Consider the following 13,918-nt stretch of genomic DNA (forward strand, 5'->3'; position numbering starts at 1 on the left):
TGAAGTCTTAGAATAGTATAAACTCAAAAGGAAAGTAAAATCAGTATAATGAAGAAATATTTACACCTACTATTTTGTCTGTTGTCATTGGCCGGTTATGCCCAGAATATCCGCTATGAAGGCGTTATTAAAGATACTTTGGGAGCACCGTTGGAAATGGCTAATATCATGGCGATCAATAAAGAAACAAAAGCCATGGATGCCTATGCGATCACAAATGATGCGGGAAAGTTTCAGATGTCTTTAAAAGCCAATACTAATTATACGATTAAAGCCAGTTACGTAGGCTATTCGGCTTATGAAGCCGATCTGAAAACGGGGGCAACGAATATGAGTAAAACGATAAGCCTGCATGAAGGGATTGATTTACAAGGCGTGCAGATTGTAAAAGAAATGCCGGTTACCATAAAAGGCGATACCATTGTCTATAATGCCGATTCGTTTAAAAACGGAACAGAACGGAAATTAGGCGATGTGCTGAAAAAACTACCGGGTGTTGAGGTGAATGCCGATGGTGAAATTGAGGTAGAAGGTAAAAAAGTCCAGAAAGTAATGGTGGAAGGAAAAGACTTTTTTGACGGTGATACTAAAATTGCGACAAAAAATATACCGGCTGATGCTTTGGATAAGATTCAGGTATTGCGGAATTATAATGAAGTGTCCAATTTAAAAGGACTGGAAAACAACGAAGAGAATGTAGCGCTGAACATCAAATTAAAAGAAGGAAAGAAAAATTTCTGGTTTGGGGAAATGATGGCCGGAATTGGTGTCGGACATGAGGAAGATCGCCATATTGTGAATCCGAAATTGTTTTATTACAATCCGAAGTACAGCGTTAATGTAATCGGTAATCTGAATAATATAGGAGAATTGCCGTTAACGATGCAGGACTATTTTAAGTTTTCAGGCGGATTTAAAAACATGATGCGAAAAGGCGGAACGTCATTTAATGTTTCTTCAAACGACCTGGCCATTTTAGGACTTCGTAATAATCGGGCAAAAGAAATCGATACCAAATTCGGAGCGGCAAACTTTAGTTATAACCCATCCAAAGCGTGGACACTTAGCGGATTCGGAATTTTCTCCGCCAGTAAAACCGATTTGGAAACGAATTCCAGAACGGTGCGAACGGATAACTTACCGGACGGAACTACGGCAACGATTACTGAAGAACGCCAGGATCTGACACGCCAGAAAACCAATTTGGGGCTGTTTAAACTAAGTTCAAGTTATGTGCCGTCGGATAAAGTGCATTTTGATTACGATGCTTTTATTAAGGTATCCGATCAAAAAGAAACCAATAGTGTTTATTCGAGTTTATTGGATGATATTTATACCAATAAAAAGCAAAAACCGTTTTCAATAAGTCAAAACCTGAATTACTATTATACTTTAAATAATAAGAATGTTTTTGCTTTTGAAATGCAACATTTGTATCAGGAAGAAGATCCTTTTTATAATGCAAATCTGCAATTACAACCGTTTCAGTTACCGGGATATGTGATCGGACAAAATCGTAATGATCTGACGCAAAACCGTTTTGTGAAAACAAATAAATTAGATGCGAAGTTTGATTATTACTATATGGTAACGCCAAAAAGTAATATCAATGTAACGATAGGAAATACGTATTCCAATCAGAATTTTAATTCTCATATTTTCCAGATTCTGGATAACGGTAATACAAATGACCTGAACGATCCGCAGAACAATAATAATGTGGATTATACATTTAACGATGTGTTTTTGGGATTGCATTATAAATTTATAACCGGGAAGTTTACGTTTAATCCGGGATTCAGTCTGCATAACTATACGATGAATAACGAACAGTTGCAAACCGAGTTTAAAAACAATTTTGTACGCGTGTTACCGGATTTTTATGCGCTGTATCAAATTAAAAAATCAGAAACGCTGACGTATAATTTCTCCCTGACGAATAACTTTACGGACATCGCCAAATTAGCGGAAGGTTATGTGTTTTCCAATTATAACAGTTTATTCAGTGGTAATCGTACATTGGAAAGCTCGTTGTCGCAAGTACATAGTTTGCGTTATTTTAAATACAACATGTTTAACTTTGAAAATATTTTTGCCAATATTACCTATACCCGACAAACAGATGCGATTAAATCGAAAGCCCTTTTTGACGGTGTAAATCAGGTGTCGTCTTCAGTGAATATGAATTCGGCTTTTGCAGATGAAAGTTTTACGGCCAATGCAAATTACGGGCGTTCTTTTCTTCGCTATTATAAAGCATCGATCGGCGGAAATTTCAGTTGGAGTAAAAACAACAATATCCGGGTATTTCAGAATAACGTAGAAGAAACCCAGACAACCGATTCGTATACGCAGAATTATAACGTGAAATTTTCAACCAATTTCAAGAAATTACCGAATATTGAGTTGGGCTACGGATTCACCAAAAACGATTTCTTTAGTGATACCTTCTTTGTCGATAGTCCTTCGGTAACATTGGAGTATTATTTTCTTGATGCTTTTTCATTTACATCGGATTATACTTTTTATCACAACCGAAATAAAGCCAATACAATCGATAACGAATATGATTTTTTGAATGCAAGTCTGACTTATCAAAAAAAGGATAGTAAATGGGAATACAAAGTTTCAGCGACGAACCTTTTGAATACAACATCATTAAATGATAGTAGTTTTAATCAGTTAGGCGGTTCCAGTAGCTTTTCACAATATCTGGTACAACCGCGATATATTATATTCTCTTTAAAATACAATCTATAAAAACGAATCGTTATTAAAAAGAAACAGCCTGCAATTGCAGGCTGTTTTGTTATATAAGGCTCCGATTATAAGCCGAAAGCTTCTTTGATAGCGTCTACGTAATCCAGTTTCTCCCAGGTAAACAATTCTACAGTAACGGTTTTTTCTTTTCCGCCCGGAGCAATAAAGGTTTTAGTTACCGTTTCCGGTGTTCTTCCCATGTGTCCGTAAGCAGCAGTTTCGCTGTAAATAGGATTTCTTAATTTTAAACGTTGTTCGATAAAGTAAGGACGCATGTCGAAGATGCTCTCTACTTTTTTCGCAATTTCACCGTCAGTCAGATTTACCTTTGACGTACCGTAAGTATTAATGTAAATACCCATTGGTTTTGCTACACCGATTGCATAAGAAACCTGAACCAGAATTTCATCGGCAATACCGGCAGCTACCAGGTTTTTAGCGATATGACGGGTAGCATAAGCCGCACTACGGTCTACTTTACTCGGATCTTTTCCGGAGAAAGCACCACCACCGTGAGCTCCTTTTCCGCCATAAGTATCTACAATGATTTTTCTTCCCGTTAATCCGGTGTCACCGTGAGGTCCTCCGATAACGAATTTTCCGGTCGGGTTAATGTGGTACTCGATTCTTTCGTTGAATAGATGTGCATATTGAGGATTCTTTGCAATGATACGCGGAATCAAAATTTCGATAATATCTTTTTTGATTTTTGCTAACATCGTTGCTTCTTCATCAAAATCATCATGTTGTGTAGAAATTACAATAGCATCAATACGCACCGGTTTGTTGTTATTGTCGTATTCTAACGTTACCTGAGACTTAGCATCGGGGCGTAAATATGTGATTTCGTTATTCTCTCTTCGCAATGCAGAAAGTTCCTGTAATAATTTGTGCGAAAGATTTAAAGCCAATGGCATATAATCTTCGGTTTCGTTTGTTGCATAACCAAACATCATTCCCTGGTCACCGGCACCCTGATCTTCCTTGTTAGATCGGTCAACACCCTGGTTGATATCTTGTGATTGTTCGTGAATAGCTGATAAAACGCCACAAGAGTTGGCTTCGAACATATATTCACTTTTGGTATAACCGATTTTTTTGATCACCTCACGGGCAATCTGCTGTACATCCAGGTAAATTTTAGATTTTACTTCACCGGCAAGAATTACCTGTCCGGTAGTAACTAATGTTTCACATGCTACTTTCGATTCCGGATCGAAAGCTAAAAAATTATCAATTAATGCATCAGAAATTTGATCGGCAATCTTATCCGGATGTCCCTCACTTACTGATTCTGACGTAAATAAATAAGCCATAAGTTTAATTTTTATAATTAAGCGAGGAAAAAATATTGCAGGAAATGCCTAAAGAAGTAAGTACTGCTTTAGCATTTTTTTAATACCGATTGTTGGAATCGGTAAGAGGTTGCAATCAGTTCAAATTTTTCCTCTTGAAATTTTTGTTTGCAAATTTATGAAAGACTTCGTTCTTAATAAAGAAAAAAAGCAAAAAAAAATAACAGGATTGGTAAAAAATGTGAAAACGAAAATTTTGCAATTACGTAATTGTTAGGTTCTGTGATAGAATTCTTGTGTTGAACGCATTATAACTCTTAAAAAAATAATACTCTTAAAAAATGAAGTATAATGAATAACGGTAAAATAGTAAAGCTACTCTTCTTGTGAGGACAGTTTTTTTATGCATTGTTGTAAAAATGGTTTATAATCACTGACAAACAGTTCTAAATATTGATTGATTGACGGTAAAAGGGAAATTTTGGTGAATTAATTTAAATTTAGTCTAAATGAAAATAAAATTATTTTTTACAGTTACATTGCTTTTTTCAATAGTGGTCAATGCACAAACATCCGGGACAAGAATTCTTTTTGAAGATGATTTTGAGTCTTATGATGACTTTGCTTTACCTGATGGTAGTACAATGAAGATTGGGGACTGGATAGTTCACGATAAAGATGGATTAATGAGCTATACGGGTACCGATGGAATAATGTGGGAGGGCAGAGGAGAGCCCATGGGCTTTATGATTTTTAATCCGACGGCAGCCGGAGTTGCTCATCTGACTACAAATCCCACAAGGAATTTTGATCCCAAATCCGGTGAAAAATATGCCGGTTCATGGCGAGGTATTCCGTCAGAATTTAATCCTTATTTGAAATTTAGTGACGACTGGTTAATAAGCCCCGAAATCACACTGGGAGCCTCGGGTAATGAAGTCAGCTTTTGGGTAAAATCACTTTCAGATGCCTACGGATTAGAAAGTTATACTGTAGCAGTGTATCCGGAGGGAGTTCCTGTGTTCTCCTGGCAAAATCCATATGGTTATGACGTGATTGCGGGTAGCTATGAACAACCGCTACTAGCTCCGTTTAATGATTGGGAACAAAAAACATTTAATCTAGATGCCTATGCGAATCAAACAATCAGAGTTGCTATTAATTGTTTATCAAGTGAGAAGCTTTTCTTTATGGTGGATGATTTTAAAGTGACAACTGCTGATGAAGGCGCGTTGGGAACAACTGATTTCTTCGCTGAAAATTTCTCAATATTTCCGAATCCGGCGAATGAGGTGTTAAATATTGCTGCTAAAAAAGAAATGATAATAAACAGCCTTCAGATTACGGATTTGTCCGGGCGAATCGTAAAATCGGTAACCCTGCAAAAACTAACGGAATTTCAGGTCAATATTATGGATTTAAAGGCCGGAATGTATTTTGTTTCAATAGATACAAACGAGGGTATAGTAACCTCTCGATTTCTGAAAAAATAACTATTTTTATAAGCTTGAAAAGGTGAAAAAAGGAAAGGAAATAAAAACAAATGAGAAGACTGTTTTCCATCACTTAATTCTAAATACGTAGTATTTAGGGAACTGCGTAGGAAAAATAAAAATGTTAAAATTTGTTTTTTGGTTTGGTTATTCCAAAATAAGTTTTCAACTTTGCCCCATCAAATAGAAAATAGAGATGAAATCAATTAAGCGAAATATGTGTATTATGATGTGGAAAAGTTCCGCAGGGGATACCATTGCTTAATTTTGAAATTTCAAATTTAAAATATAGTACTAAAGCCCCTGCCAAAAGCAGGGGCTTTTTTTATTTAAAAAAAACAAAACAGTAAGAATCAGAAAATAGGAATTAAAAAAATGAAAGCAACAGCAAGCGTAAAGATGATTATGAAACGAATGATGTGTATGTCGATGTACGCAACCCATTGCTATTGCCAAAAGCGAATGACTTAGTCTAGTTTATATAGTTCAAACTGTAAAGTCCTTTTGGTAAAGCGCCAAAAGGACTTTTTTTTTAAATCAAAATCTAACTTAAAATCAATAAAAACATGAGCACTCAGAAATTTTCAACAAACGCATTGCACGCAGGACATAACGTATCAAATAACGCAGGAACCCGTGCCGTACCAATTTATCAGACAACATCCTATGTCTTTAATAATGCCGAACATGCTGCCAATTTATTCGGACTTACTGAGGCAGGATATATCTATACCCGCTTGAATAATCCAACTAACGATATTCTGGAACAACGCCTGGCAGCTTTGGAAGGGGGTATCGGAGCAGTAGTAACAGCATCGGGAACAGCAGCCATCGCTACAACTCTTTTAGTATTGTTGCGATCCGGCGATCATATTGTAGCCTCCAACAGCTTGTATGGCGGAACATATAATTTATTAAATGTGACTTTACCGCGATTGGGAATTACCACAACATTTGTGGATCCGTCTGATCCGGAAAACTTCACAAAAGCAGCGAAAGAAAATACAAGAGTATTCTTTGTGGAAAGTCTTGGAAATCCAAAGCTGGATGTACTGGATTTAAAAGCGATTTCAAAGCAGGCGCAAAAATTTAAGGTACCTTTTATTGTGGACAACACTGTAGCAACACCTTATTTACTGAATCCGATTGAACACGGAGCGAATATTGTAATTCACTCGCTAACAAAATACATTTCCGGAAACGGTACCTCACTGGGAGGAGCCATTATTGATGCCGGTAATTTTGATTGGAGCAATGGTAAATTCCCTGAATTTACAGAACCTTCAACAGGATACCATGGATTGATTTATCACCAGGCATTAGGAAATGCGGCTTTTATTGCCAAAGTCAGAATCGAAGGATTACGGGATTTTGGAGCAGCATTAAGTCCGTTCAACGCCTTTCAGATTATTCAGGGATTAGAAACACTGGATATCCGGGTGAAAAAACACAGCGAGAATGCATTGGCATTAGCACAATGGCTGGAACAACAGGAAGAAGTTGCCTGGGTAAATTATCCGGGATTACCATCCAGTCGCTATTATGAATTAGCCAAACAGTATTTACCTAAAGGACAAAACGGAGTAGTAACCTTCGGATTAAAAGGAGGATTTGATGCCGCACGACAAGTAGCTGATGAAACGGAATTGTTCTCGTTGTTAGCCAATATTGGAGATTCAAAATCTTTAATTATTCACCCGACGAGTACCACACATCAGCAATTAACGGATGAACAACAAATTACAACTGGTGTAACCAAAGATTTGATCCGTTTATCAGTCGGTTTAGAAGATCTGGAAGATTTAAAAGCCGACTTAAAACAAGCATTTGAAAAAGTTAAATTAAAAAGAAAAGTAACGTCATGAGTACCAAAATAGTAAACGTATTAGGATTTGTTGAAAACAACGATCAGTTTGTTGTTAAAACAGAGAACTTCAAAGTAAGAATAAGTAATAATGTAGTCCTGGGTGACCAAAACGGACCAAGCCCGGTTGAGTTTTTACTCGCTGGTTTTGCCGGAAGCATAAATGCGGTAGGACACATAGTGGCCAGAGAGCTTAAACTGGATCTTAAAGCACTTCAGGTAGAAATATCAGGTGAACTGGAAACCAGTAAAATCGCAGGAATGGACACCAATAGCAGACCGGGATTAAAATGCATAGAAGTAGTTGTAAAACCAACTACCGATGCACCGCTGGTATTGCTAAAACAATGGATAGATACCGTAAAAGACAGATGCCCGCTAAGAGACAGCTTACTGAATACTTCTTCAGTATTGCTAACACTGGTAAAAGAATACAACCAGTCGCAGGTGTCTTAACGGAATGATCCGAAACCAAAAAAAGAAAATTAAGTTGTTTTGTTTGTTTACTGCCTCTACCCGTCTGCAAATGGTAGAGGCAGTTTTAAAAAAGTAAAGATGAGTACATTATATAAAATCGATCTGTTTGATTTTGCACTGGAAAATACCGTGGTGAAAAGATGGATTCCGTTGTATTATCAATATTTCGGATTGCCAATAGGTACAGCACCGGTTGTTCTGGTGAATCACGCATTAACAGGCAATTCACAGGTGACCGGAGAGAAGGGATGGTGGAAAAGCCTGATTGGTCCGGGTGCTGTTATTGATACCGATTATTATACCGTACTGGCTTTCAATATACCGGGAAATGGCTATGAACAAAATCCGGATGAGCTGATTCCTAACTACACGGACTTTACAACAAAAGATATTGCCAGAATTTTTTGGGAAGGATTGGAATATTTAGGCATTCAAAAACTATTCGCTGTGATCGGAGGAAGTCTTGGCGGAGGAATTGCATGGGAAATGGCCTTTTTAAAACCAACGCAAATAAGAAACCTGATACCGGTTGCCACCGATTGGAAGGCCACCGATTGGTTAATTGCTAATGTTCTCGTACAGGATAAAATACTCAACAATTCTGAAAACCCGATTCACGACGCACGGCTACATGCCATGTTACTCTATCGGACACCGCTTTCCTTAAACCGGAAATTTAATCGGGAACAAGATAAAATCAGAGAAGAATATCTTGTGGAAGGTTGGTTACTGCATCATGGGGAGAAATTAAAAAACCGATTCCGGTTAGCATCGTATAAGCTGATGAATCATTTATTGAAAACCATAGGGGAATCAACTAATTGCGGTAGCTTTTTACGGTTTGCAAAAGAAACCGATGCCGCCATTCATTTGGTAGCTGTAGATAGCGATTATTTTTTTACAGCCGATCAAAACCGGGAAACATACGAAATTCTGAAACGAGTGAAAAATAACGTTTACTATCACGAAATTCAATCCATACACGGGCATGATGCCTTTCTGATTGAATTTGAACAATTAAATGGAATACTCCGTGACATATTTATAACAACTAAGCAAAAAGTAAAATGAAGATATTAAAATTTGGAGGAAAATCACTGGCTTACAACGGTGGTTTTGATAAAGTACTCCGCATTATCCAGGACAAAATAGAGAACAAGGAAAAAATAGCAGTGGTAGTTTCGGCCATCGGAAACGCAACCAACGAACTGGAACAAATTCTGGAAGCTGCCTCAAAAAACAAATCCTATACCGAACAACTGGAAACGTTTAAAAAGGAACAACAGGGCAATTCAAAAGTCGATTTGTCGGATGAATTTTCTCTGTTGGACAAATTATTTGAAGGTGTCTCCCTTTTAGGAGATTATAGTCCGAAAATTAAAGACAGCGTACTGGCACAAGGAGAAGTGATTGCCGCGAAAGTAGTAACGGAAGCCTTACAGCAAAAAGGGCTAAATGCTAACTTTTCTGATGCAAGATTACTGATAAAGACCGATACGAAATTCGGAAATGCCCAACCGCTGGAACAAACATCCCGAAAAAATATACTCAATCACTTCAAACAACATAACGGAACCACAATAAATGTCATCACAGGATTCATCGGATCGAATGTAAATGACGAAACCACAACACTGGGCCGTAACGGAAGCAATTATACCGCCTCATTAATTGCAAACTACCTCGAAGCTGAGGAATTACAAAATTATACCCATGTAGATGGTATTTATACCGCTAACCCGGATCTGGTAAAAGATGCCAAAAAAATTGACCGACTGTCATTTAATGAAGCAAATGAACTGGCCAACTTCGGAGCGACAATACTACACGCTAAAACCATTGTACCGCTTATTGAGAAAAATATCCCGCTTCGGGTACTAAATACGTTTAATCATACTAATAAAGGAACACTAATTACTGCTGTATCGGATAACGAAGGAATCAAAACACTCTCTGTAATGGATAATGTCGCTTTGATCAATCTCGAAGGAAGAGGATTGCTGGGAAGAACAGGAATCGATGCCCGAATATTCAGAGTTATGGCTGAAAATGATATCAGTGTGAGCATTATTTCTCAGGGATCGTCTGAAAGAGGTATCGGAATTGTAGTCGCTGCGGATAAAGCAACCAAAGCAATCGTCGGACTCGAAAGAGAATTTGAAAACGATTTTTACAATAAGGATGTCAGTAAGATTTCAGCTACGGATGATGTTGCGGTGATTTCAATTATCGGTCAGGATTTGAGTACGTTCCATAAACCGTACACGGCTTTAATCCGAAATAAAATCGTTCCGATATTGTTTAATAATACTGTGACCGGAAAGAATGTAAGCCTTGTCGTTCAGAAATCACAAACCCATAAGGCATTAAATGTAATCCACGGAGAAATCTTCGGCGTAGCTAAAAAAATCAATATCGCTGTTTTCGGACACGGATGGGTTGGCGGAACATTAATCGACCAGATTCTGGCTTCTGCCGAAAATATCGAAAAAGTAAAAGGAATAAAACTCAACATTTTTGCGATCGGAAATTCCAGAAAAGTACTACTGAATAAATCGGGAATTGCAACCGACTGGAAAGAACAACTGGAACAAACCGGAAAATTATACAGTGTGGATGATGTGATTGATTATGCTAATGAACATCATTTGGAAAACCTGATTGCTATTGACAATACAGCTAGTGCCGATTTTATAGAACATTATATTCCATTAGCCGAGAATAGCTTTGATCTGATCTCATCGAATAAAATAGCCAATACAGTCGGATATGATTTTTATGAGAAATTACGAAAAGTATTAGCTGAAAATCAAAAGACCTATTTGTATGAAACAAATGTGGGAGCGGGATTACCGTTAATCGATACCATTAAATTATTACACCTTTCCGGTGAGAATATTACAAAGATTAAAGGTGTCTTTTCCGGAACGTTAAGCTACCTGTTTAACCATTTTTCGGTTGAAGACAGACCGTTTAGTCAGGTATTACAGGAAGCGGTAGATAAAGGTTTTACCGAACCGGATCCGCGGGAAGATCTTAGCGGAAATGATGTCGCCCGAAAATTATTGATCCTTGCGAGGGAATTGGATCTGAAAAATGAATTTGAAGAAATTAAAGTACAAAACCTGATTCCGGAAGGATTACGCGGTGGTGATGCTCAGACTTTTTTAAGTCGGTTAACGGAATTGGATGCGCTTTATCAATCGGTTAAAGAAAACCAGCAACCGGGACATGTGCTACGTTATATCGGGGAATTGTCAGGGGATTTACAACAAGAAAAAGGAAATCTCGATGTAAAACTGGTTTCGGTTCCGGGTAATTCGGCATTAGGTCAGTTAAAAGGTTCGGATTCGATTTTTGAAATCTATACCGATTCCTATGGTGATCAACCGATAATTATTCAAGGAGCCGGAGCCGGAGCTTCTGTTACCGCAAGAGGTGTTTTTGGAGATATCTTACGATTATCCGAAAAGAAATAAAATAATTCAGAACAACAAAACATACAATAATATGAGCAACTTAGAATATGGGTTCGAAACGCAGGCCATCCGAACTCAGGCAGAACGAAGTCAATATCTGGAACATTCAGTGCCGTTATACCTGACTTCCAGTTTTATTTTTGAAGATGCGGAAGATATGAGAGCTTCTTTCGCAGAGGAAAAAGACCGAAATATTTATAGCCGTTTTACCAATCCGAATACCAGTGAATTCGTTGATAAGATGTGTAAAATGGAAGGAGCCGAGTCCGGTTATGCTTTTGCAACGGGAATGGCAGCAGTATATGCAACCTTCGCCGCTCTTTTAAATTCCGGTGATCATATCGTGTCGGCAAGTAGTGTGTTCGGTTCGACCCATACACTTTTTACTAAATATTTTCCGAAATGGAATATCACAACCAGCTATTTTAATACCAACCAACCGGAAACGATTGAAAATTATATTCAACCCAATACCAAAATACTTTTTGCCGAATCACCAACCAATCCCGCAGTCGATATTCTGGATCTGGAATACCTGGGAAAAATTGCTAAAAAACACAACCTGATTCTAATTGTCGACAATTGTTTTGCGACACCCTATATCCAGAATCCTATTGCTTTCGGTGCGGATTTGGTGGTTCATTCGGCAACCAAGTTAATTGACGGACAGGGAAGAGTATTAGGCGGTGTTACCGTTGGAAAGGAAGATTTAATACGGGAAATTTATCTCTTTGCCCGAAATACCGGACCGGCGTTGTCTCCGTTTAATGCCTGGATCTTATCGAAAAGTCTGGAAACATTACCTGTTCGGGTAGAAAAACATTGTGAAAATGCAGAAAAAATAGCCCGTTTTTTAGAAGAACATCCGAAAGTACAAACGGTTAAATATCCGTTTCTGAAATCACATCCGCAGTATGAAGTTGCAAAAAAACAAATGCGTTTGGGCGGAAATATCGTTGCTTTTGAAATTAAAGGCGGTATAACAGCCGGTCGCCAATTTCTGGATAAAATCCGTTTGTGTTCGTTATCGGCAAATTTAGGAGATACCCGTACTATCGTAACACATCCGGCTTCCACAACACATAGTAAACTAACCGAACAGGAACGTTTAGCAGTAAGTATAACCGATGGATTGGTTCGGATTTCGGCCGGATTGGAAAGCGTAAATGATATTATCGCCGACCTCGAACAAGCACTGTCGTAAACGAAATCAGAACAGAAATTTGGTTCGTATAAAACAATTGCGTTATTTTGCAGTGTTCTTATACAGACTGAAATGTTATCACGAAAGGCAGAGGGAATAGACCCGTTGAAGCCTTAGCAACCCTTTACACTTTAAAGAAGGTGCTACATTCTACCCGAAACGACTAAGTTTAGTTTTTTCAGGATAGATAACAAAGAATACTTTTTCGGGTATTCACACTCCCTTTTACAGATAACATTTTACAGAATTTTCAGAACGACAAATTGCTAAAGCAGTATGTTGAATTAGTTGTTATCATTTAAAATAACTTTTCATATTGACTTTGGCGGAAACTAAAAAAACTAAAAGATGTCAAAGATTAAGGAAGCCCTGAGCAACAGAATATTGATTCTTGACGGAGCAATGGGAACCATGTTACAACGGTACAATTTCTCTGAGGAAGATTTCAGAAGTGAACGCTTTAAAGATTTTCCGCATCCGCTAAAAGGGAATAACGACTTGTTGTCGATTACACAACCGCAAGCTATCCGTGAAATTCATGCACAGTATTTTGAAGCCGGTGCTGATATCGTGGAAACAAATACCTTTTCCGGTACTACAATCGGTATGGCCGATTATCATCTGGAAGATCTGGTATACGAGCTCAATTACGAATCGGCTAAAATCGCAAGAGAAGTTGCCGATGAATTTACCGCACAAAACCCGGAAAAACCAAGATTTGTAGCCGGTTCAATCGGACCTACAAATCGTACGGCAAGTATGTCGCCCGATGTAAATGATCCCGGATTTCGGGCAGTAACGTTCGATGATTTACGGATTGCCTATAAACAACAGGTGGAAGCATTGATAGACGGAGGAAGTGATATTCTGTTGGTCGAAACAATTTTCGATACACTTAATGCAAAAGCCGCTTTATTCGCCATTGATGAGGTAAAGGAAGAACGCAATCTGGATATTCCGGTGATGGTAAGCGGTACAATAACCGATGCTTCGGGAAGAACATTGTCGGGACAAACCGTTGAAGCTTTTCTGATATCAATTTCTCATATTCCGTTATTAAGCGTCGGGTTTAATTGCGCATTGGGAGCTGATCAGTTAAAACCGTATTTAAAGCGATTGGCTCATAATACTTCTTTTAATATATCAGCGCATCCGAATGCCGGTTTACCGAATGCTTTCGGACAATACGATCAGACACCCGAAGAAATGCAACTACTGATCAAAGAATACCTTGACGACAACCTGATAAATATTATAGGCGGATGTTGCGGAACAACTCCGGAGCATATACGTTTGATTGCCGAAGTGGCAAAAGAATACCAACCCAGAATTTTAGAATAGAAAGG

General features: G+C 38.1%; 9 protein-coding genes and 1 riboswitch. Of the genes, 8 read left to right on the top strand and 1 reads right to left on the bottom strand.

What is annotated here, in order from left to right; translation table 11 throughout:
* Window positions 1-48: 48 nt before the first annotated feature.
* Complete coding sequence (locus tag NOX80_RS06320) at window positions 49-2,760, top strand: TonB-dependent receptor (RefSeq protein ID WP_256552465.1); 2,712 nt, start codon at window positions 49-51, stop codon at window positions 2,758-2,760.
* Between the two features lie 65 nt (window positions 2,761-2,825).
* Here the strand turns inward: NOX80_RS06320 and metK are convergent, their stop codons facing one another.
* Window positions 2,826-4,076 carry a methionine adenosyltransferase gene (metK, locus tag NOX80_RS06325; protein ID WP_256552466.1) on the bottom strand — a complete coding sequence of 417 codons (1,251 nt, stop codon included), beginning with the start codon at window positions 4,074-4,076 and terminating at the stop codon, window positions 2,826-2,828.
* A 488-nt stretch (window positions 4,077-4,564) separates the two neighbouring features.
* Between metK and NOX80_RS06330 the strand changes: the two genes are divergently transcribed.
* The 7 genes from NOX80_RS06330 (at window position 4,565) to NOX80_RS06360 (ending at window position 13,913) form a co-directional block, all read left to right on the top strand.
* Complete coding sequence (locus tag NOX80_RS06330) at window positions 4,565-5,548, top strand: T9SS-dependent choice-of-anchor J family protein (protein WP_256552467.1); 984 nt, start codon at window positions 4,565-4,567, stop codon at window positions 5,546-5,548.
* Between the two features lie 566 nt (window positions 5,549-6,114).
* Complete coding sequence (locus NOX80_RS06335) at window positions 6,115-7,413, top strand: O-acetylhomoserine aminocarboxypropyltransferase/cysteine synthase family protein (protein ID WP_256552468.1); 1,299 nt, start codon at window positions 6,115-6,117, stop codon at window positions 7,411-7,413.
* A complete protein-coding gene (locus NOX80_RS06340) occupies window positions 7,410-7,868 on the top strand; it encodes an OsmC family protein (protein ID WP_256552469.1) in 459 nt (152 codons plus the stop codon). Before NOX80_RS06335 ends, NOX80_RS06340 begins: the two co-directional genes overlap by 4 nt.
* 99 nt (window positions 7,869-7,967) lie before the next feature.
* Window positions 7,968-8,960 carry an alpha/beta fold hydrolase gene (locus NOX80_RS06345; protein ID WP_256552470.1) on the top strand — a complete coding sequence of 331 codons (993 nt, stop codon included), beginning with the start codon at window positions 7,968-7,970 and terminating at the stop codon, window positions 8,958-8,960.
* Window positions 8,957-11,368, top strand: coding sequence for a bifunctional aspartate kinase/homoserine dehydrogenase I (gene thrA, locus NOX80_RS06350; RefSeq protein ID WP_256552471.1), 2,412 nt, complete (start codon window positions 8,957-8,959; stop codon window positions 11,366-11,368). The genes NOX80_RS06345 and thrA overlap by 4 nt, the downstream gene beginning before the upstream one ends.
* A 31-nt stretch (window positions 11,369-11,399) precedes the next feature.
* Window positions 11,400-12,572, top strand: a complete 1,173-nt coding sequence (locus tag NOX80_RS06355; protein WP_256552472.1) for a trans-sulfuration enzyme family protein — start codon at window positions 11,400-11,402, stop codon at window positions 12,570-12,572.
* A gap of 72 nt (window positions 12,573-12,644) precedes the next feature.
* A riboswitch (SAM riboswitch) is annotated at window positions 12,645-12,766 on the top strand.
* A gap of 154 nt (window positions 12,767-12,920) precedes the next feature.
* Window positions 12,921-13,913, top strand: a complete 993-nt coding sequence (locus NOX80_RS06360; RefSeq protein WP_256552473.1) for a homocysteine S-methyltransferase family protein — start codon at window positions 12,921-12,923, stop codon at window positions 13,911-13,913.
* The last annotated feature ends 5 nt before the right edge of the window (window positions 13,914-13,918 follow it).

The organism is Flavobacterium cerinum (assembly GCF_024496085.1).
In the GTDB taxonomy this organism is placed as follows: domain Bacteria; phylum Bacteroidota; class Bacteroidia; order Flavobacteriales; family Flavobacteriaceae; genus Flavobacterium; species Flavobacterium cerinum_A.

What these genes read in the sequence shown, in the direction of transcription:
- NOX80_RS06340 (WP_256552469.1), top strand. Translation starts at nt 7,410, where the DNA reads ATGAGTACCAAAATAGTAAACGTATTAGGATTTGTTGAAAACAACGAT.
- NOX80_RS06335 (WP_256552468.1), top strand. Translation starts at nt 6,115, where the DNA reads ATGAGCACTCAGAAATTTTCAACAAACGCATTGCACGCAGGACATAAC.
- NOX80_RS06320 (WP_256552465.1), top strand. Translation starts at nt 49, where the DNA reads ATGAAGAAATATTTACACCTACTATTTTGTCTGTTGTCATTGGCCGGT.
- NOX80_RS06330 (WP_256552467.1), top strand. Translation starts at nt 4,565, where the DNA reads ATGAAAATAAAATTATTTTTTACAGTTACATTGCTTTTTTCAATAGTG.
- metK (WP_256552466.1), bottom strand. Translation starts at nt 4,076, where the DNA reads ATGGCTTATTTATTTACGTCAGAATCAGTAAGTGAGGGACATCCGGAT.
- NOX80_RS06355 (WP_256552472.1), top strand. Translation starts at nt 11,400, where the DNA reads ATGAGCAACTTAGAATATGGGTTCGAAACGCAGGCCATCCGAACTCAG.
- NOX80_RS06345 (WP_256552470.1), top strand. Translation starts at nt 7,968, where the DNA reads ATGAGTACATTATATAAAATCGATCTGTTTGATTTTGCACTGGAAAAT.
- thrA (WP_256552471.1), top strand. Translation starts at nt 8,957, where the DNA reads ATGAAGATATTAAAATTTGGAGGAAAATCACTGGCTTACAACGGTGGT.
- NOX80_RS06360 (WP_256552473.1), top strand. Translation starts at nt 12,921, where the DNA reads ATGTCAAAGATTAAGGAAGCCCTGAGCAACAGAATATTGATTCTTGAC.